We start from the raw sequence: 19,309 nt of genomic DNA on the forward strand, positions 1-19,309 counted from the left end.
AAAGGTCAAGGTCGCTGCATGAACACTCCCGTCCACGGCGCGCCACGCAACGGCGCACGCTGGCTGACGCAGGCCCTGGAGGCCGAAGGCGTGCAGACGCTGTTCGGCTATCCGGGCGGCACCATCATGCCGTTCTACGACGCATTGGTGGATTCCACCCTCAAGCACATCCTGGTGCGCCATGAGCAGGGCGCGGCGCTGGCCGCCAATGGCTACGCCCGCGCCAGCGGCAAAGTCGGCGTATGCGTGGCCACCTCCGGCCCGGGTGCGTCCAACCTGGTCACCGGCATCGCCGACGCGATGCTCGACTCGGTGCCGATGGTGTGCCTGACCGGCCAGGTCGGCACGCCGCTGCTGGGCACCGATGCGTTCCAGGAACTGGACGTGTTCGGCATGACGATGCCCATCGTCAAGCACAGCTGGCTGGTGCGCAGCGTCGAGGACCTGCCGCAGGTGGTGGCCGAGGCGTTCCGCGTCGCCCGCGAGGGCCGCCCGGGGCCGGTGCTGATCGACCTGCCCAAGGACGTGCAGCTGGCCGATGCAACGCACCTGCCCGACCACGTGCCGGCATCGGTCGATCCGGTGCCGGCGCCGGACGCGCAGCGCCTGGCCGCGGCGGTGGAGATGATCGCCGCGGCCGAAAAGCCCGTCATCTACGGCGGCGGCGGCATCGCCCTGGCCGAGGCGGTGGAGGATTTCCGCCAGTTCGTCGAGGCTTCCGGCATTCCCACCGTGCTGACCCTGCGCGGGCTGGGCGCGCTGCCGGCCAACCACCCGCAGTACCTGGGCATGCTGGGCATGCACGGCACCCGCGCCGCCAACATGGCGGTGCAGGAGTCGGACCTGCTGATCGTGGTCGGCGCCCGTTTCGACGACCGCGCCACCGGCAAGCTGACCGAGTTCGCGCCGTTCGCGCGCGTCATCCACCTGGATGCCGACGCCTACGAGATCAGCAAGCTGCGCGATGCCGACATCGGCGTGCCCGGCGACCTCAAGGCCGGCCTGCGCGCGCTGTCCGGCATCCGCGGCAACTGCAACGGCTGGCGCGCACGCTGCGCCGCCAACCGCGAGAAGTTCGCCGCGCGCTACGACGCGCCCGGCCAGGACATCTACGCGCCGGCGCTGCTCAAGCGCCTGAGCGAAGTGGCCCCGGCCGATGCCGTCATCGCCTGCGACGTCGGCCAGCACCAGATGTGGGTGGCCCAGCACTGCCGCTTCAACCACCCGCGCAACCACCTGACCTCCGGCGCGCTGGGCACCATGGGCTTCGGCCTGCCGGCGGCGATGGGCGCGCAGTTCGCCTGTCCGGACCGCACCGTGGTGCTGGTCTCCGGCGACGGCAGCTTCATGATGAACGTGCAGGAGCTGGTCACCATCGCCCGCTGCCGCCTGCCGGTGAAGATCGTGCTGCTGGACAACTCCTCGCTGGGCATGGTCCGCCAGTGGCAGGAACTGTTCTTCGCCGAGCGCTACAGCGAGATCGACCTGTCCGACAACCCCGACTTCGCCGCGCTGGCGCAGGTGTTCGGCATCCCGGCCACGCGCATCACCCAGCGCGCCGATGTCGAGGACGCGCTGGCCGCGCTGCTCGACACCCCCGGCCCGGCGCTGCTGCACGTGGCCATCGACGCACGCGCCAACGTGTGGCCGCTGGTGCCGCCGAACAACGCCAACAGCACCATGCTGGAAGGCAACCCCGCCCACGCCAAGGCCACTCAGGAGAGTTCCAATGCAATACCGGCTTGACCTGGTGCTGACGCCCGCCGAAGGCGCGCTGCTGCGCGTGCTGGGCATGGTCGAACGCCGGGGCTTCTCCCCGCGCAACATCGCCGGCAGCCGCGAGGCCACCGGTGCCGGCCGCTGGCACGTGCAGATGGAAGTGAGCGGCGAACGCCCGCCGGAAACCCTGTGCCGGCAGCTGGAGAAGGTCTATGACTGCGAGTCGGTGCGGATCGTGGCGCTGGACCACGCCGGGGTAGCGGCATGAACCCCGATGTAGGCGACGTACCGGTATCCCCCCGTCACCACCGGCCGCGGAGGCGTCTTCTTCGACGCCCGCCGCGCACGCCGGGCCATGGCCACGTACATGCCTGACCGTGGCCGTCCCGTCGCCGTTGCACCCGCCGCTGGCGACATGAACGTCAGCGTCGCCGACGTATTGGCCGCGCAGGCACGCCTGCGCCGCTTCCTGCCGCCCACCCCGCTGCACTACGCCGAGCGCTTCGGCACCTGGCTCAAGCTCGAAAACCTGCAGCGCACCGGCTCGTACAAGGTGCGCGGCGCGCTGAACGCCATGCTGGCCGCGCTGGAGCGCGGCGACGAGCGCCCGGTGATCTGCGCCTCGGCCGGCAACCACGCCCAGGGCGTGGCCTGGGCCTCGTTCCGCCTCGGCGTGCAGGCCATCACGGTGATGCCGCACGGCGCGCCGGCCACCAAGATCGCCGGCGTGCAGCACTGGGGCGCGACCGTGCGCCAGCACGGCAACAGCTACGACGAGGCCTACGCCTTCGCCCGCGAACTGGCCGAACAGAACGGCTACCGCTTCCTGTCCGCGTTCGACGATCCGGACGTGATCGCCGGCCAGGGCACCCTGGGCATCGAACTCGCCCCGCACGCGCCTGACGTGGTGATCGTGCCGATCGGCGGCGGCGGCCTGGCCTCCGGCGTCGCGCTGGCGCTGAAATCGCAGGGCGTGCGCATCATCGGCGCGCAGGTCGAGGGCGTGGATTCGATGGCCCGCGCGATCAAGGGCGACGTGCGCGAGATCGCGCCGGTCGCCACCCTGGCCGACGGCGTCAAGGTCAAGATCCCCGGCTTCCTCACCCGCCGCCTGTGCGCCAGCCTGCTCGATGACGTGGTCATCGTGCGCGAGGCCGAACTGCGCGAGACCCTGGTGCGGCTGGCGCTGGAAGAGCACGTCATCGCCGAGGGCGCCGGCGCGCTGGCGCTGGCCGCCGGCCGCCGCGTGGCCGGCAAGCGCAAGTGCGCGGTGGTCTCCGGCGGCAACATCGACGCCGCCGTGCTGTCCACGCTGCTGTCCGAAGTGCGCCCCAGCCCGCCGCGCAAGCCGCGACGGCGCAACGCCGAACGACTTAGAAGCCGCGTCGCCCCCAACGCGCCGCGGCCCTCCCGAAACGAACATTCCAACATCATCGCACCCGCTGTCGAGGAGACCCTCTGGTGACTACTCCAACCATCAATACCCCCCGAATTACCATCTTCGACACGACCCTGCGCGATGGCGAACAGTCACCGGGCTGCAGCATGACCCCACCGCAGAAGCTGGTGATGGCGCGCGCCCTGGCCGAGCTGGGCATGGACGTGATCGAAACCGGCTTCCCGGCAAGTTCCCAATCCGACCGCGAGGCCATGGCCCTGATCGGCCGCGAGGTACGCGAGCCGGTGCTGGCGGTGCTGTCGCGCTGCCTGCCCGGCGACATCGAGACCTCGGCCAAGGCGCTGGAAGCGGCCGCCAAGCCGCGCCTGCATGTATTCCTGTCCACCAGCCCGCTGCACCGCGAGCACAAGCTGCGCATGAGCAAAGAGCAGGTGCTGGAATCGGTGCACAAGCACGTGACGATGGCGCGCGGCTACATCGACGACGTCGAGTTCTCGGCCGAGGACGCCACCCGCACCGAGCTGGACTTCCTGACCGAGGTGGCGCAGGTCGCCATCGCCGCCGGCGCGCGCACCATCAACCTGCCCGATACCGTCGGCTTCACCACGCCGGATGAGATCCGCGCGATGTTCCAGCACGTCATCGGCAACGCCGCCGGCGCCGACAAGGTGATCTTCAGCGCCCACTGCCACAACGACCTGGGCCTGGCCGTGGCCAATTCGCTGGCCGCCATCGAAGGCGGCGCGCGCCAGGTGGAAGGCTCGATCAATGGCATCGGCGAGCGCGCCGGCAACTGCGCACTGGAAGAGATCGCCATGGTGCTGAAGGTGCGCAACGCCTTCTACAACTTCGACACCGGCTTCGACACCCGCCGCATCGTGCCGACCTCGCAGCTGCTGCAGCGCCTGGTGGGCATGCCGGTACAGCGCAACAAGGCCATCGTCGGCGCCAACGCATTCGCGCACGAATCGGGCATCCACCAGCACGGCATGCTGCGCAACCGCAACACCTACGAAATCATGCGCCCGGAAGACGTGGGCTGGGAGTCCTCGCAGATGGTGCTGGGCCGCCACAGCGGCCGCGCCGCGGTCGAAGCGCGCCTGCGTGCGCTGGGCTACTGGTTGGAGGAGGAAGAGCTGAAGCTGGTATTCGACCAGTTCAAGGCGCTGTGCGAGCAGCAGCGCGTGGTCACCGACGCCGACCTGCAGACCCTGATGCAGGGCAACTCCGGCAGCGACGGCTACCGCCTGGCGTCGATGACCATCAGCGACGTCGGCAGCCGCGCCAACGCGCTGGTCGAGCTGTCCGACCCGGAAGGCAACCGCGTGGCCGAGACCGCGCAGGGCGACGGCCCGGTCGATGCGCTGTTCTCGGCGCTGTCGGCCGCTACCGGCGTGCAGCTGACCCTGGACAGCTACCACGTGCACAGCGTGGGCATCGGCGCCGACGCGCGCGGCGAGGCCAACCTCGGCGTGCGCCACGAGGGCAACATCTACGAGGGCACCGGCACCAGCCGTGACATCATCGAGGCCAGCGCACTGGCCTGGCTGGACGTCACCAACCGCCTGCTGCGCCAGCGCGAAAGCAGCAAGACCCAGGAAGCCGTCAGCGCCTGAGCGCGACGGCCCCACCAGGCAACGGAACAAGACGCAATGAGCTCCGCACCCAAGACCCTGTATGACAAATTGTGGGACGCGCACGTCGTCGTCCCCGAAAGCGACAGCGCGCCGGCCGTGCTGTACATCGACCTGCACCTGATCCACGAGGTCACCTCGCCGCAGGCCTTCACCGAACTGCGCGGGCGCGGCCTCGCGCCGCGCCGCCCGGACCGCACCAAGGCGACGATGGACCACTCCACGCCGACCCTGCCGGCCGGCGCCGACGGCAAGCTGCCCTACGCGAGCAAGGCCTCCGAAGCGCAGGTGCAGATGCTGGCCAGGAACTGCGCCGAGTACGGCATCGAGCTGTTCGACATGGCCTCGAGCAGCCGCGGCATCGTGCACGTCATCGCGCCGGAACAGGGTTTCACCCAGCCGGGCATGACGATTGTCTGCGGCGACAGCCACACCTCCACCCACGGCGCGTTCGGCGCCCTGGCCTTCGGCATCGGCACCAGCGAGGTCGGCCACGTGCTGGCCACGCAGTGCCTGCTGCAGCGCAAGGCGAAAACCATGTCGATCACCGTCGATGGCGAACTGGCGCCGGGCGTCGGCGCCAAGGACGTGGTGCTGCACATCATCGGCGTGATCGGCGTCAACGGCGGCACCGGCCACGTGCTGGAATTCGGCGGTTCCACCATCGCGGCGATGGACATGGAACAGCGCATGACCCTGTGCAACATGTCCATCGAGGCCGGCGCGCGCGCCGGCATGGTGGCGCCGGACCAGGTCACCTTCGACTGGGTCGCCAGGACCCCGCGCGGCCCCAAGGGCGCCGATTTCGACAAGGCGGTCGCCTACTGGAAGACGCTGCGCAGCGACGAGGGCGCGCGCTTCGACGTGGACGTGCGCATCGACGCCGCCGACATCCGCCCGACCCTGACCTGGGGCACGCACCCGGGCACCGCCATCGCGGTGGACGCACCGATCCCGGCAGCCAACGATGCCGCCGCGCAGAAGGGCCTGGACTACATGAAGTTCGCCGCCGGCCACGCGCTGGCCGGCACGCCGGTGGACGTGGTGTTCGTCGGCTCCTGCACCAACGGCCGCCTGAGCGACATGCGCGAAGTGGCGCAGGTGCTGCGCGGCCGCCGCGTCGCCGAGGGCGTGCGCATGCTGGTGGTGCCGGGCTCGGAGATCGTCAAGCGCGACGCCGAGGCCGAAGGCATCCACGAGATCGTGCGCGCCGCGGGTGCCGAATGGCGCGAACCCGGCTGCTCGATGTGCATCGCCATGAACGGCGACCTGGTCGCACCGGGCCAGCTGGCGGTGAGCACTAGCAACCGCAATTTCGAGGGCCGCCAGGGCCCGGGCTCGCGCACCCTGCTGGCCTCGCCGCTGAGCGCGGCCTGGGCCGCGGTGAACGGCAAGGTCGCCGACCCGCGCGAACTGTTCAACCAGGAGGTGGCGTGATGGCCGGTTTCCGTACCCTGAGCTCGCGCAGCGTGGTGCTGCGCCAGACCAACATCGACACCGACCAGATCATCCCGGCGCGCTTCCTGTCCACCACCGAGCGCGCCGGCCTGGGCAAGAACGCCTTCAACGACTGGCGCTGGCAGGCCGACGGTTCGCCGAACCCGGAGTTCGCCTTCAACCAGCCACAGAATGAGGGCCGCTCGATCCTGCTGGCCGGCCGCAACTTCGGCTGCGGCTCCTCGCGCGAGCATGCGCCGTGGGCACTGACCGACCTGGGCCTGCGGGCCATCGTGAGCAGCGAGATCGCCGACATCTTCCGCGGCAATTCGCTGAAGAACGGCCTGCTGCCGATCGTGCTGGACGAGGCCGACGTGCAGGAACTGATGCAGCGCCCGGACGACGAGCTGACCATCGACGTGGCCACACGCGAACTGCGCACCCCGGCCGGCAAGGTCTATGCCTTCCCGCTGGACGGCTTCTCGCAGACCTGCCTGCTGGAAGGCGTGGACCAGCTGGGCTGGCTGCTGGGCCGCGTACCGGAGATCGAGCGGTACGAAAGCCAACGCCACGCCTGACCTGCCCCCTGCTCCTGTAGGAGCGACTTCAGTCGCGAAGAAGCCTTCCCGGCAAAGCCCCATCGCGGCTGAAGCCGCTCCTACGAACAACAAGACCACTGGAAGACCCCATGCAAGCCAACATCGTCGTACTGCCGGGTGACGGCATCGGCCCCGAGATCACCGTCGCCGCGGTAGACGTGCTCAAGGCCATCGCCAACCGCTTCGGCCATGACTTCAATTTCGCCGAACACGACATCGGCGGCATCGCCATCGACAAGCACGGCGAGCCGCTGCCGGCCGCTACGCTCGAAGCCTGCAGCAAGGCCGACGCCGTGCTGCTCGGCGCCGTCGGCGGGCCCAAGTGGTCCGACCCCAACGCCAAGGTGCGCCCCGAGCAGGGGCTGCTGGCGATCCGCAAGGCGCTGGGCCTGTTCGCCAATCTGCGCCCGGTGCGCACCCACCCCGCCGCGCTGCACGCCTCGCCGATCAAGGCCGAGCTGCTCACGGATGTGGACTTCGTCGTCGTGCGCGAGCTGACCGGCGGCATCTACTTCGGCGACAAGACCCGCGACGCCGACAGCGCCAGCGACCTGTGCCGCTACACCGTCACCGAGATCGAGCGCGTGCTGCGCAGCGCCTTCCGCCTGGCGCAGCAGCGCCGCGGCAAACTGACCTCGGTGGACAAGGCCAACGTGCTGGAGACCTCGCGGCTGTGGCGGGATGTGGCCGCGCGCATCGGCCGCGAGGAATTCCCGGACGTTGAACTGGAACACCAGCTGGTCGATTCCATGGCCATGCACCTGATCGCCAAGCCGCGCGCCTACGACGTGATCGTCACCGAGAACATGTTCGGCGACATCCTCACCGACGAGGCCTCGATGCTGGCCGGTTCGCTGGGCCTGCTGCCGTCCGCCTCGCTGGGCGAGCAGGGCAAGGTCGGCATCTTTGAGCCGATCCACGGTTCGGCGCCGGACATCGCCGGCAAGGGCATCGCCAACCCCTACGCCACCATCCTCAGCGCGGCCATGCTGCTGCGCCACTCGCTGGGGCTGGAGGCCGAAGCCGCGGCCGTCGAGCAGGCGGTAGCCGCCGCGCTGGACGATGGCCTGTTCACCGCCGACCTCGCCGCGCAGGGACGAGCGCTTTCCACATCCCAGGCGGCGCAGGCGGTTCTCGCCCGCCTGCAATGACTCCATGACGCGGCCTACGGGCCGCGTTTTCGTTCCGGCTGTCCTTTTGCTGTCCCTTCCCCACCTTCAGGAGGAATGCCCTTGAACCACCGTAGTCCCGATGAGTTCCTGGCGTACGTCGCCAGCCGCGATCCTTACCAGCCCGAGTTCCTTCAGGCGGTCAAGGAAGTCACCCACAGTCTCTGGCCGTTCCTGCAGCAGCACCCGCAGTACGCGCGGCATGGCCTGCTCGAGCGCCTGGTGGAACCGGAACGGGTCATCCAGTTCCGCGTGGCCTGGGCCGACGACAGCGGCCGCACCCACGTCAACCGCGCCTTCCGCGTGCAGCACAGCTCGGCCATCGGCCCGTTCAAGGGCGGCATGCGCTTCCACCCCTCGGTGAACCTGTCGATCCTGAAGTTCCTGGCCTTCGAGCAGACCTTCAAGAACGCCCTGACCACCCTGCCCATGGGCGGCGGCAAGGGCGGCTCGGACTTCGACCCCAAAGGCAAGAGCGAGGGCGAGGTGATGCGCTTCTGCCAGGCGCTGATGCTGGAGCTGTACCGCCACCTCGGCCCGGACACCGACGTGCCGGCCGGCGACATCGGCGTGGGTGCGCGCGAGGTCGGCTTCATGACCGGCATGATGAAGAAACTCAGCAACGACGCCGCCTGCGTGTTCACCGGCAAGGGCCTAGCCTACGGCGGCAGCCTGATGCGCCCGGAAGCCACCGGCTACGGCACCGTGTACTTCGTCGAACAGATGCTGCACCACGCCCGCCGCGAAACCCACGGCGCCAGGGTGTTGATCTCCGGCTCCGGCAACGTCGCCCAGTTCGCCGCGCTCAAGGCCGCCGAACTCGGCGGCAAGGTCCTCACCTTCTCCGACTCCGGCGGCACCCTCTACGCCCGCGACGGCTTCGACGAACAAGGCATGCAGGACGTGATGGCGCTGAAGAACGAACGCCGCGGCCGCCTGTCCGAACTGGCCGGCGACAAACGCTTCGAGTTCCTCGAAGGCCGCCGCCCCTGGCACATCCCGGCCGACATCGCCCTGCCCTGCGCCACCCAGAACGAACTGGACGAAGCCGACGCCCGCACCCTCGTGCACAACGGCGCCCTGTGCGTGGCCGAAGGCGCCAACATGCCCTCTACCCTGGAAGCGGTGGACGTCTTCCTGCAGGCCGGCACCCTGTACGCCCCCGGCAAGGCCAGCAACGCCGGCGGCGTCGCCACCTCCGGCCTGGAAATGAGCCAGAACGCGCTGCGCCTGTCCTGGCGCCACGCCGACGTGGACGAACGCCTGCACGTGATCATGAAGGAGATCCACGCCAACTGCGTGCAGCATGGCAAGCGCGCGGACGGCAGCGTCAACTACGTGGATGGCGCGAATATCGCAGGGTTCGTGAAGGTTGCTGATGCGATGTTGGCGCAGGGGTTGTATTGAGGTTTGCTCGTCCCTTCTTCTGCGTGGAAGAAGGGACACTGCGTACCCGATCCATGCAACACACTCCTTCGAGGGAATGAGCGCTTGCGTTATGTCGAGCAACTCGGGGGTGTAACCGATATGGCCGCAAACGCGCGGTATTTACCGCCGGCCTCGGAACCGCACCACACCGCTCATCTCCTCCAAGCCACTGATATTTCTGACATCACTGCATCTTCACATTAGTGCCAGAAAGCAGGACACTTGGGCAACGCCGCGATTAGGCGGTCGAATAGTCGTTAGGTGGATGAACAAACTTATGGCGACGGTTAGTAAGAGCAAAGACGGATGCCTATCAGCCTTCTGCGATGCCGTCCTGAGAACGGAGAAAATCTGGAGTACTGATCAATTCTTTGAGATCTTCAAAGCCTGGGTTGAGAGGGGGCCGCGAGAGATTTCTGTTCAAGAAATTGCTGATCCTCAATTTCAAGCCTATTGCAAGAACCATCTTGCCCAAAGAATTTCTAGCCGATCTATAAATCAGATAAAGCTGCTGATCCAAGACGTAAGAACATATCAAGGAAGGGATCAGCTAGCCGATATCCGATTTGGCTGGGATATTTCAAAAGGATCAGGCAGGAGAATCAAAACCACCGCACTTCCTCCTTTGCAATCAGCATTTACGGTATCTCACGTCAATGAGTACATCCCCCATGCAAAGCACTGCGAGAATCTTGAACAACTTCTGAGTCTCGCATCAAAAAGCCACTTAGAAATACTCTTCTACAAAGAGTGGCTGCGAAGATACTACAGTGATGACGCCCCAGCCCTTATCCCAGAAGTTCATCGGTTCTCCCTGGCCGGAGACTCATGTGGCCAAAGAACCTTCCGGTATGAAGACAAGAACAATATTGGTCATCGCGGAAGGATAGATTTTTTCGTATACAACGCCGCATCCGGAAAGCCCCTATTCATAGAGATTGATGGTCATGAATTTCACAAAACTGTGGAGCAGCGACAGGTTGATGCGATGAAGAGAAACGTTTGCGCAGAGGCAGGCGTTCCGCTTAAGGTCTTCACAACTGCTGACATCAAAGATGATCTTGATGGGGTATTTAGGCAATTGGATCATGTGTTTAAGCCATCCACCTAACAATTCATTCAAGCCGAACCCGCTTCGCGGGTCGGCTTAATTCAAGCGTTAGACCGCATTGGAGGGGCAATGGCGGCATCTAAAGGCACAACGGTTCCTGGCTACCGCAACAAGAATGACCAGGTCACGGTGCGCGCCACAGACCTGCCGGGAACCGATCACTTGCAAAAGATCTACGTTCTACGCTGTGACAGTTGCAAGCTGGAGTACGGGGCCAATGGCAGCGACATCTTCCATCGGCGTTGCCCGCGTTGTGGTGGCGGACGACCTAGCTTGGACTACTGGCATGCGATCTAACACATTCATTCAAGCCGACGCCGCTTCGCGGCGCGGCTTAACTCAGGCGTTAGCTGCTTCTGGCTACTGAACCGAGGCAGGCCACATCATTGCTAGCCCACAGGGGGAGAATGTGAAAACACTGAAAAACATTGTCGTAGCAATTGCAGTATTCATCGCGATCAAAGTCGTTTTTTCTATTACTGGACATATGGCCGTCGATTCTGTCAAGAATCCGCGCAACGCATCCAATCACGCGGCTTCCTTGATCGAGGCGACAAATCAACAGCCGAAACCGACGGAAGGGTTCGAACGGCTCACGCTGAGTGGCGGCCTGCAAATTGATGTTCCACTGCAATGGGAGCCGCTGCCAGAGGCACTCACAACCGCGATTCGAACAACAGCCAATGCACTCATGTCAAACGAGGGCTTAGACACTGGGTCTGACGGCTCACGGCTCCTTGTTGCTTACACTTCACGCCCGACAACGACTTATGCAGCCGTTCGGGTTAAAGAGATTGTGCCCACATCAATCCCACCCGCCGAATTGCTCGCGGCTAGTGACGCGGAGGTGGCCGCAGTTGCGCAGGAACTGGTTCAGATCATGTCTGGGCCTATGGCTAAACAGAACCAAGACATGCAGCCGGGCGCGACAACAACTCGGGAGTTGATTTCTGGCCACCCAGCACTTGTTTTCCGTTATCGGCGTCTGGGCGGAGAAGGCGGGCCGGTTGCAGTGGAGCAAATAAAGGCCATGACTCCGACCCGAGAAATCTCTATTACGCTGTCTTATCGAGAGGCGGAAGGCGTACTGTGGAATCCCGTCATCGAGAATATCCGTCGATCAATTAAGATCCCTACGTAAAGAACGCAGCTAACAATTCATTCAAGCCGACACCGCTTCGCGGCGCGGCTTAATTCAGGCGTTAGGCATCATTGGAGCCATCATGGCAATTGGCTGGCTAAGGAACAGGTACTACCACGACTTGGATATGCTCGTAGCACTGATTTCCAACTTGGCTGTTGGAGAGTACTCACAGCGCACGCCCAACGGGTTATCACGGGACTTATCAATTGATGAGGATGCGCTGGTAAAGGTGCTAGACAATTACAAATCGCTATTTCGAAAAGCGAAGAACCCAAAGCCAGGAGGGAAACAAGCCCCTTACAGTTTGCATCTGCGCTATGCGTTGCAATATGTGGAGGGAGAGGACCCGTCCGTAAAAAAGCCACCGTTGCCAACAGAGCACGTCACTGCGCTCCTTGAGTTTGTTGCTGAAATGGCGAGACAAGAACGGTCATGGAGCATGCAAACCGTAGCTGCCCTCATTGCAGCAGCTGCTTCTTTTATTGTTGCTTCCATTGCACTGCTAACGTGATGATGCCTAACAACTCATTCAAGCCGACACCGCTTCGCGGCGCGGCTTAATTCAAGCGTTAGACCGCCATTAAAATCTCAGAGGACCATGATGTTTGAGTTCATCTCTGCCAACAAATCTTGGCTTTTTGATGGAGCAGGACTGGCGCTGGTTGTTGGTGTTGTTACCTTTATTTATCGAAAATTTTCGAAACCGAAAGAAGCTAGCCATATCACAGTGCATGTCGCGCCGTCTCCGGCAGCGATTGAGCAGACCGTACAAACTACAACTGCAACGCGCATAGCCCCACTTACGTTTGAGCAGGTCGTAGCAGAATTTAGAGACGCGCCACCGCTGCAAATTGAAGCGATAAACGAACGCTTCAAAGGCGTCTCAATCAGATGGGAAACCCGGATCTTCAACATCGAGAAGTCAGCCAACGATACTGTTCGTTTGAGCCTTCATTTCGGCCCTGGAACACCGGGATTGATCATTTGTTATGTTGCTCTAGCAGATTACAAGGAGTTGGCGTACCTCAAAAAGGAAACCCCGGTTACAGTGATCGGTGAAATTGAGCGAGCAACCGATAGCACTGTCTCTCTAACTAACGCACAGCTTCTTCTTTAGATTTTACAAGGCGCGGCCTAACAATTCACTCAAGCCGAGCCCGCTTCGCGGGTCGGCTTAATTCAGGCGTTAGACGCTAAACAGTCACACCCGCGTGGCCAAAACATGTCAGAGCAAAGTTGGCTTGCCTACATCGGAGCAATCGCAGGAATCATAGGTGCAATCACTGGCATCGCAGGTGCCATAGTTGCAGTCTTGGCGTTTCATCGCACTGGCGAACTTAAAGCACTTGATCTTCGCTTAGAACTCCGTCGCATGGAAAGCACATTGCGATCCGACATCCAAGACCTAATTCCGCTCCTGGAGCTGGCAAAAAAATCTCGCACGAGGCTCGCCGCTGCTCAGGGCAATTTTCACTCGGGCGCCACAACGCATTGGCTGTCCCAGTGGAACGCAGACCTTGCAGAGGCCAATCAGCTTGCTGAGGGCGCTTCCTCGTTAGACATAGATTGCTCCTCGTTCTCTCAGGCAGAGCTTGAGGCAAGGCTTGTCACTGTTCACAAGCTTCAGTGTCAAGTTGTTCAGCTCTCCGGCAAGTATCAAAGCTCGCTTACGGCCGACGACTCTGGCCGGGAGCAGTTGCGGGCAGATCAGCGGGTAATCACGCAGGCGCGTCTCGACGGCAAGCCATGAGGCACGCGCCTAACAATTCATTCAATCCGATGCCGCTTCGCGGCGCGGCTTAGTTCAAGCGTCAGGCCTCACGAGCGGCACCTGCCTGTGATTCCACCACCACTTATCGACTGGGCAGTTTGGTCAAATCTTGATCGCTATCGAGAAACTGAGCTGATCTTGCTGAAAGGCCACCTACTGCTGGAGGTCATGCTTTCAGAGTGCCTGCGCACACGCCTTTTATTGACTGAGCAGCAGATCAAAAAGCTGTCATTCCACGAGAAGCTCAAGGCGCTTGCAACCGTGACTGAAAGGGACAAAGGTCTAACAGAAGCACTGGAGTTCTCGGAACAGTTGAATAGGCTGCGTAACAGGCTTGCCCATGAGCCGTTCCCAAAGCTCGAGACTGACTTGGCCACCTGGTCGGATCAGGCCCTACATGTCTTCCTGAAGAACAAGCATCAGAGGTACACGCCCAGGACTAGGATCACGCAAGCGATCTCAGCACTAGCAAGGAGTGTGTATGAGTGTGCGTCCGGCGAAGCCTAACAATTCATTCAAGCCGACACTTCGCGGCACGGCCTAATCCCGGCACCGCGCATTAGGCTCACATCGACAAATGCCATGGGCGGCTTTCGTCCGCCCATGGCATCAAGCAAGGTTATTCCTCAGCGGCAATCACTATCCCGCGCCGAGTCACTATCACCCGCGCGTTCTGGCCGACTTTGAGGCCGGCGGCCTCCAACCAGTCGCCGCAGAGCCGCAGGTACGGTACCTGTCGGGTCTTGAAGCGGCGGTCCTTTTCCTTGGCCCGGCTCTCGTAATACTGGCAGCCGACTTTCAGGATGCGCGACGTAAACCGGGGTTCGGTCTGTTCGGTCATGACGATCTCCTACGATTCGTTCTGTCTATTTCGCCTCCTGTTCAGAGAGGCGGCCGGGTGCTTGAACACGGTCGTAGGGCCGCCCGCAGCTTTTCCCTTTCGGGTCTTGCATGACTGCGCGCCACCCGGCCATAGAAAGCGCGGGGTACAAAAAAGCCACTGAGCTGTCGGGAGTGGCTTCCGCCTACGAAGGTGTGTTCAGCACCTGCGCAGGATCTAAACACTGCCTTCCGGCAGGGTCAACGTCAGGAAATCCCCCGCAGCCGCCCCAGGGTTACCCGATCCCGCTGCTCCAGGTCCTGCACGGTTGCCACCTCGGTGAAGCCGCCCTGCTCCAGCAGCGCACGGATAGCCGGGCCCTGGTCCCAGCCGTGTTCGAGCAGCAGCCAGCCGCCGGGGACGAGGTGGCCGGGGGCGCCGGTGATGATTTCGCGGATGGCGTCCAGGCCGTCGGCGCCGGAGGCCAGGGCCGGGGGCGGTTCGAAGCGCAGGTCGCCCTGCTGCAGGTGCGGGTCGCCAGCGGCGATGTAGGGCGGATTGCTGGCGATCATGTCGAAGCGGTCCGCGCCCAGCGCGGCGTACCAGTGGCCGCGGCGGAACCAGACGTTGTCCAGGCCGTGGGCCTGGGCGTTCTTCACCGCCACGGCCAGGGTGGGGCCGAGCAGGTCGGTGGCCATCACCGTGGCCAGGGGGCGTTCGCTGGCGATGGACAGGGCGATGGCGCCGCTGCCGGTGCCCAGGTCGGCGACGCGCGCCATGTGGTCGGCCGGCAGCCGCGCCAGTGCCTGTTCGACCAGCAGTTCGGTCTCCGGGCGCGGGATCAGGGTGGCGGTGTTGACCTGCAGGTCCAAGGTCCAGAAGCCGCGGTGGCCAGTGAGGTAGGCCAGCGGGTGGCCTTCGGCGCGGCGCTGCAGCAGCAGTTCGAAGCGCTGGCGGGCGTCGTCGTCCACCGGGGCGGTGGCGTGGGCGAACAGCCAGGCGCGATCCACGCCCAGTACGTGCAGCAGCAGCTGTTCGGCCTCATGGCGGGCGTCCTCGCCAGGCAGCGTGGCGGCGCCTTCCCGCAACAGCTCGGCAACCTTCGGGCTGGACACTTCACTACCTCTTCGCGGGACGTTTCCGGGACCGGGAGGATAGTCACCCGGCCTGTCGCTGCCTACCGCAGCGGTGCCGGCCGGGATCGAGCCTGCCTATGCCTGCCCGTTCAGTTTGGCGGGCGCGCCGGCTTGGAAAGCCGGAAAAGCGCCCGATATCGGGGTCAGGGCCTGCTTGGCAGGCTGAATCAATAGTCAATATCTATTGATACGATGCATTCAATTCATTTGTTTTATTAGGCATTGCCTATTAGCCTGTGCTCCACGGTTCACCACCCGTCCCTTCAACCAAGAGGAAGTTCCATGTCCCTTATCAACACCCAGGTCCAGCCGTTCAAGGTCAACGCCTTCCACAACGGCAAGTTCATCGAAGTCACCGAGGAAAGCCTGAAGGGCAAGTGGTCGGTGCTGATCTTCATGCCGGCGGCCTTCACCTTCAATTGCCCGACCGAGATCGAAGACGCGGCCGAGAACTATGCCGAGTTCCAGAAGGCAGGCACCGAGGTCTACATCGTCACCACCGACACGCACTTCTCGCACAAGGTGTGGCACGAAACCTCGCCGGCCGTGGGCAAGGCGAAGTTCCCGCTGGTCGGCGACCCGACCCACCAGCTGACCAACGCCTTCGGCGTGCACATTCCGGAAGAAGGCCTGGCCCTGCGCGGCACCTTCGTGATCAACCCGGAAGGCGTGATCAAGACCATGGAGATCCACTCCAACGAGATCGCCCGTGACGTGTCCGAGACCCTGCGCAAGCTGAAGGCCGCCCAGTTCACCGCCGCGCACCCGAACGAAGTGTGCCCGGCCAAGTGGAAGGAAGGCCAGAAGACCCTGACCCCGTCGCTGGACCTGGTCGGCAAGATCTAAGCCGTCCCTCGCTCCCACCCCGCCCCTGCGGCGGGCGTGGGGGTGAACCGCAGTCCTCTGCCGCCCGCCAGCCGCGGCACGCCAGCCAGCCTGCAGTCGGCTCCGGTTCACCCCTACTTTCCCGGCGCGTTGCCTGCCGCAACCGCGCCCTCCCCCCGTTTTGCCTCGAACAAGGAGTTGCGCCGTGCTCGACGACACCCTCAAGACCCAGTTGCAGCAGTACATGGGCCTGCTGCGCCAGCCGCTGCGCCTGGTGGCCTCGCTCGACGACAGCGCCGCCAGCACCGAGATGCGCGGCCTGCTGGATGACATCGTCGCCGCCGGCGACGGCAAGATCGCGCTGGATACCTCCGGCACCGATGCGCGCACGCCCTCGTTCGTGATCGCCCGCGAAGGCCAGAGCCATGGCGTGCGTTTCGCCGGTCTGCCGCTGGGCCACGAGTTCGAATCGCTGGTGCTGGCGCTGCTGTGGACCGGCGGCCACCCGCCGAAGGTCGCGCCGGAAGTGATCGACAGCATCAAGGCGGTCGACGGCGAGTTCGCCTTCGAGGTGTACATGTCGCTGACCTGCCACAACTGCCCGGACGTGGTGCAGGCGCTGGCGCTGATGGCGATCCTCAACCCGAAGATCAGCACCACGGTGATCGAGGGCGGCGCGTTCCAGCAGGAAGTGGAGCAGCGCCAGGTGATGGCGGTGCCGATGGTGTTCCAGGGCGGTGAGATGTTCGATTCCGGCCGGATGACGCTGGAGCAGATCGTCGCCAAGCTCGATACCGGCGCGGCGGCGCGCGATGCGCTGAAGATCAACGCCAAGGAGGCGTTCGACGTGCTGGTGGTGGGCGGTGGCCCGGCCGGCGCGGCGGCGGCGATCTATGCCGCGCGCAAGGGCATCCGCACCGGCGTGGCGGCCGAGCGCTTCGGTGGCCAGGTGCTGGATACGCTGGCGATCGAGAACTTCATCTCGGTGCAGCACACCGAGGGCCCGAAGCTGGCCGCGGCGCTGGAACAGCATGTGCGCGAGTACGAAGTGGACATCATGAACCTGCAGCGCGCCACCCGGCTGGTGCCGGCCGGTGCCGATGGCCTGGTGGAAGTGCAGCTGGAAAACGGCGCGTCGCTGAAGTCGAAGTCGGTGATTCTTTCCACCGGTGCGCGCTGGCGGCAGATGAACGTGCCGGGCGAGAACGAGTACCGCAACAAGGGCGTGGCCTACTGCCCGCACTGCGATGGCCCGCTGTTCAAGGGCAAGCGCGTGGCGGTGATCGGTGGCGGCAACTCCGGCGTGGAAGCGGCCATCGACCTGGCCGGCATCGTCAGCCATGTCACCGTGTTCGAGTTCGACAGCAAGCTGCGCGCCGACCAGGTGCTGCAGGCCAAGCTCAACAGCCTGCCCAACGTGACCGTGGTGCTCAACGCGCAGACCACCGAGGTGCTGGGCGACGGCCAGAAGGTGACCGGCCTGGCCTATACCGACCGCGTCGGCGGCGATTCGCACCGGGTAGAGCTGGAAGGCATCTTCGTGCAGATCGGCCTGCTGCCGAACACCGAGTGGCTGCGTGGCACGGTGGAGCTGAGCGGTCGCGGCGAGATCGTGATCGACGAACGCGGCCAGACCAGCGTGCCGGGCGTGTTCGCCGCCGGCGACTGCACCACGGTGCCGTACAAGCAGATCATCATCGCCATGGGCGCCGGCTCGACCGCCGCGCTGAGCGCGTTCGATCATCTGATCCGCACGTCGGCGCCGCAGCCTGCCGCGGCGGTGGCCGAGACCGCCTGAACCCCGATGCCGCCGGCCACCCGGCGGCATCCTCCTTGGTAGGAGCGGCTTCAGCCGCGATGAGGCTTTCGCACTGACCCCGCCGCCACAGCCCACACCCTGCGCCTGCCGGGTTTCAATGGGCAGGCCCCTTCGCGGCTGAAGCCGCTCCTACGATCATGTCCGCTGTTGCGAGGCCGTCGAAATGAACCTGCGTGACCTCAAATACCTGGTGGCGCTGGCCGAGCACAAGCACTTCGGCCGCGCCGCGGCCGCCTGCTTCGTCAGCCAGCCCACGCTCTCCACCCAGATCAAGAAGCTGGAGGAAGAGCTGGGCGTGCCGCTGGTGGAACGCGCGCCGCGCAAGGTCATGCTGACCCCCGCCGGGCGCGAAGCGGCGGCGCGCGCGCGTGGCATCGTCGCCGAGATCGAGCAGATGAAGGAGGCCGCGCGCCGCAGTCGCGACCCCGAGGCCGGTACGGTGCGGCTGGGCATCTTCCCCACGCTGGGGCCGTACCTGCTGCCGCACGTGGTGCCGACGATACGCGAGCGTTTTCCGCAGCTGGAACTGCTGCTGGTCGAGGAAAAAAGCGACGTGCTGCTAGCCCAGCTGCGCAACGGCCAGCTCGACGCCGCGCTGCTGGCGCTGCCGCTGGGCGACGAACAGCTGCATACCGAATTCCTGTTCGAGGAACCCTTCGTGCTGGCCGCGCCGGAAAGCCACCCGCTGGCCGCGCATGCCACGCTGACCATGGCCGACCTGGCCGACCAGCGCCTGCTGCTGCTGCAGGACGGCCACTGCCTGCGCGACCAGGCGCTGGATGTCTGCCACCTGGCCGGCGCGCTGGAGAAATCCGAGTTCCAGGCCACCAGCCTGGAGACGCTGCGGCAGATGGTGGCGGCCAATGTCGGCGTCACCCTGCTGCCGATGCTGGCGGTGAAGCCGCCGGTCGCGCGCTCGGAGAACATCCGCCTGCTCGGCTTCGCCGGCGCGGATGCGCCCAGCCGGCGCATCGCCATGGTCTGGCGCCGCAGCTCGGCCATGGGCGACTTCCTGCAGCAGCTGGCAGGCATCTTCCAGGGCCTGCCGCCGGACCTGCTGGCCTTGTAGAGCGGGGCAACGCCCCGCTGGGGCATTACCACGCAAACCCCGCCGGGCGCTGCCCGGCGCTACAGAGCCGCAGCACCCCATTCCTTGTAGAGCGGGGCAACGCCCCGCTGGGGCATTACCACGCAAACCCCGCCGGGCGCTGCCCGGCGCTACAGAGCCGCAGCACCCCATTCCTTGTAGAGCGGGGCAACGCCCCGCTGGGGCATTACCACGCAAACCCCGCCGGGCG

General features: G+C 64.7%; 19 protein-coding genes. 17 read left to right on the forward strand and 2 right to left on the reverse strand.

Features of this window, described 5'->3' with window-relative positions; translation table 11 throughout:
- Window positions 1-18: 18 nt before the first annotated feature.
- From ilvG to ABB22_RS07595, 14 genes are all read left to right on the forward strand, one after another.
- Window positions 19-1,746 carry an acetolactate synthase 2 catalytic subunit gene (gene ilvG, locus ABB22_RS07550; RefSeq protein WP_055771845.1) on the forward strand — a complete coding sequence of 576 codons (1,728 nt, stop codon included), beginning with the start codon at window positions 19-21 and terminating at the stop codon, window positions 1,744-1,746.
- Window positions 1,730-1,987, forward strand: coding sequence for an ACT domain-containing protein (locus ABB22_RS07555; RefSeq protein ID WP_055771848.1), 258 nt, complete (start codon window positions 1,730-1,732; stop codon window positions 1,985-1,987). Before ilvG ends, ABB22_RS07555 begins: the two co-directional genes overlap by 17 nt.
- Window positions 1,988-2,134: 147 nt before the next feature.
- On the forward strand, window positions 2,135-3,184 hold the full coding sequence (locus ABB22_RS07560) for a threonine dehydratase (protein ID WP_235504338.1): 1,050 nt from the start codon (window positions 2,135-2,137) through the stop codon (window positions 3,182-3,184).
- Window positions 3,181-4,734, forward strand: coding sequence for a 2-isopropylmalate synthase (locus tag ABB22_RS07565; RefSeq protein WP_425477792.1), 1,554 nt, complete (start codon window positions 3,181-3,183; stop codon window positions 4,732-4,734). The genes ABB22_RS07560 and ABB22_RS07565 overlap by 4 nt, the downstream gene beginning before the upstream one ends.
- 36 nt (window positions 4,735-4,770) lie before the next feature.
- Entirely contained in the window at window positions 4,771-6,189 is a 1,419-nt protein-coding gene (gene leuC, locus ABB22_RS07570; protein ID WP_055771853.1) for a 3-isopropylmalate dehydratase large subunit, read from the forward strand.
- The gene (gene leuD, locus ABB22_RS07575) at window positions 6,189-6,767 is read left to right on the forward strand and encodes a 3-isopropylmalate dehydratase small subunit (protein WP_055771857.1); all 579 of its coding nucleotides are present in this window, start codon (window positions 6,189-6,191) and stop codon (window positions 6,765-6,767) included. Before leuC ends, leuD begins: the two co-directional genes overlap by 1 nt.
- 110 nt (window positions 6,768-6,877) lie before the next feature.
- Window positions 6,878-7,939 (forward strand): 3-isopropylmalate dehydrogenase, encoded by a 1,062-nt coding sequence (leuB, locus tag ABB22_RS07580; protein ID WP_055771860.1) that lies wholly within the window; start codon window positions 6,878-6,880, stop codon window positions 7,937-7,939.
- A gap of 75 nt (window positions 7,940-8,014) precedes the next feature.
- On the forward strand, window positions 8,015-9,364 hold the full coding sequence (gdhA, locus tag ABB22_RS07585) for an NADP-specific glutamate dehydrogenase (protein WP_055771863.1): 1,350 nt from the start codon (window positions 8,015-8,017) through the stop codon (window positions 9,362-9,364).
- Between the two features lie 286 nt (window positions 9,365-9,650).
- Complete coding sequence (locus ABB22_RS18130; RefSeq protein WP_152984073.1) at window positions 9,651-10,496, forward strand: DUF2726 domain-containing protein; 846 nt, start codon at window positions 9,651-9,653, stop codon at window positions 10,494-10,496.
- A gap of 409 nt (window positions 10,497-10,905) precedes the next feature.
- A complete protein-coding gene (locus ABB22_RS18135; RefSeq protein ID WP_152984074.1) occupies window positions 10,906-11,637 on the forward strand; it encodes a hypothetical protein in 732 nt (243 codons plus the stop codon).
- A gap of 82 nt (window positions 11,638-11,719) precedes the next feature.
- Window positions 11,720-12,151, forward strand: coding sequence for a hypothetical protein (locus ABB22_RS18140; RefSeq protein ID WP_152984075.1), 432 nt, complete (start codon window positions 11,720-11,722; stop codon window positions 12,149-12,151).
- Window positions 12,152-12,238: 87 nt separating this feature from the next.
- Window positions 12,239-12,757 (forward strand): hypothetical protein, encoded by a 519-nt coding sequence (locus ABB22_RS18145; RefSeq protein WP_152984076.1) that lies wholly within the window; start codon window positions 12,239-12,241, stop codon window positions 12,755-12,757.
- 105 nt (window positions 12,758-12,862) lie between these two features.
- Window positions 12,863-13,390 (forward strand): hypothetical protein, encoded by a 528-nt coding sequence (locus tag ABB22_RS07590; protein ID WP_152984077.1) that lies wholly within the window; start codon window positions 12,863-12,865, stop codon window positions 13,388-13,390.
- An 87-nt stretch (window positions 13,391-13,477) separates the two neighbouring features.
- Entirely contained in the window at window positions 13,478-13,918 is a 441-nt protein-coding gene (locus tag ABB22_RS07595; protein ID WP_152984078.1) for a hypothetical protein, read from the forward strand.
- Window positions 13,919-14,030: 112 nt separating this feature from the next.
- Here ABB22_RS07595 and ABB22_RS07600 read toward each other — a convergent pair whose 3' ends face one another.
- Complete coding sequence (locus ABB22_RS07600) at window positions 14,031-14,252, reverse strand: SymE family type I addiction module toxin (RefSeq protein ID WP_055771869.1); 222 nt, start codon at window positions 14,250-14,252, stop codon at window positions 14,031-14,033.
- A gap of 245 nt (window positions 14,253-14,497) precedes the next feature.
- Window positions 14,498-15,346 carry a peptide chain release factor N(5)-glutamine methyltransferase gene (prmC, locus tag ABB22_RS07605; RefSeq protein ID WP_055771872.1) on the reverse strand — a complete coding sequence of 283 codons (849 nt, stop codon included), beginning with the start codon at window positions 15,344-15,346 and terminating at the stop codon, window positions 14,498-14,500.
- A gap of 303 nt (window positions 15,347-15,649) precedes the next feature.
- Between prmC and ahpC the strand changes: the two genes are divergently transcribed.
- The 3 genes from ahpC to ABB22_RS07620 all read left to right on the forward strand — a co-directional run bounded on the left by ahpC (window position 15,650) and on the right by ABB22_RS07620 (window position 19,080).
- Window positions 15,650-16,213, forward strand: a complete 564-nt coding sequence (gene ahpC, locus ABB22_RS07610) for an alkyl hydroperoxide reductase subunit C (RefSeq protein ID WP_055771875.1) — start codon at window positions 15,650-15,652, stop codon at window positions 16,211-16,213.
- 184 nt (window positions 16,214-16,397) lie between these two features.
- Entirely contained in the window at window positions 16,398-17,990 is a 1,593-nt protein-coding gene (ahpF, locus tag ABB22_RS07615) for an alkyl hydroperoxide reductase subunit F (protein WP_057505173.1), read from the forward strand.
- A gap of 184 nt (window positions 17,991-18,174) precedes the next feature.
- Window positions 18,175-19,080, forward strand: a complete 906-nt coding sequence (locus ABB22_RS07620) for a LysR substrate-binding domain-containing protein (RefSeq protein WP_057505174.1) — start codon at window positions 18,175-18,177, stop codon at window positions 19,078-19,080.
- The last annotated feature ends 229 nt before the right edge of the window (window positions 19,081-19,309 follow it).

The sequence above is a fragment of the Stenotrophomonas nitritireducens genome, from assembly GCF_001431425.1.
GTDB lineage: Bacteria > Pseudomonadota > Gammaproteobacteria > Xanthomonadales > Xanthomonadaceae > Stenotrophomonas > Stenotrophomonas nitritireducens.

Coding starts and splice junctions, on each gene's coding strand:
- ilvG (WP_055771845.1), top strand. CDS start 19: ATGAACACTCCCGTCCACGGCGCGCCACGCAACGGCGCACGCTGGCTG.
- ABB22_RS07555 (WP_055771848.1), top strand. CDS start 1,730: ATGCAATACCGGCTTGACCTGGTGCTGACGCCCGCCGAAGGCGCGCTG.
- ABB22_RS07560 (WP_235504338.1), top strand. CDS start 2,135: ATGAACGTCAGCGTCGCCGACGTATTGGCCGCGCAGGCACGCCTGCGC.
- leuC (WP_055771853.1), top strand. CDS start 4,771: ATGAGCTCCGCACCCAAGACCCTGTATGACAAATTGTGGGACGCGCAC.
- leuD (WP_055771857.1), top strand. CDS start 6,189: ATGGCCGGTTTCCGTACCCTGAGCTCGCGCAGCGTGGTGCTGCGCCAG.
- leuB (WP_055771860.1), top strand. CDS start 6,878: ATGCAAGCCAACATCGTCGTACTGCCGGGTGACGGCATCGGCCCCGAG.
- gdhA (WP_055771863.1), top strand. CDS start 8,015: ATGCCCTTGAACCACCGTAGTCCCGATGAGTTCCTGGCGTACGTCGCC.
- ABB22_RS18130 (WP_152984073.1), top strand. CDS start 9,651: ATGAACAAACTTATGGCGACGGTTAGTAAGAGCAAAGACGGATGCCTA.
- ABB22_RS18140 (WP_152984075.1), top strand. CDS start 11,720: ATGGCAATTGGCTGGCTAAGGAACAGGTACTACCACGACTTGGATATG.
- ABB22_RS18145 (WP_152984076.1), top strand. CDS start 12,239: ATGATGTTTGAGTTCATCTCTGCCAACAAATCTTGGCTTTTTGATGGA.
- ABB22_RS07590 (WP_152984077.1), top strand. CDS start 12,863: ATGTCAGAGCAAAGTTGGCTTGCCTACATCGGAGCAATCGCAGGAATC.
- ABB22_RS07600 (WP_055771869.1), bottom strand. CDS start 14,252: ATGACCGAACAGACCGAACCCCGGTTTACGTCGCGCATCCTGAAAGTC.
- ahpC (WP_055771875.1), top strand. CDS start 15,650: ATGTCCCTTATCAACACCCAGGTCCAGCCGTTCAAGGTCAACGCCTTC.
- ABB22_RS07620 (WP_057505174.1), top strand. CDS start 18,175: ATGAACCTGCGTGACCTCAAATACCTGGTGGCGCTGGCCGAGCACAAG.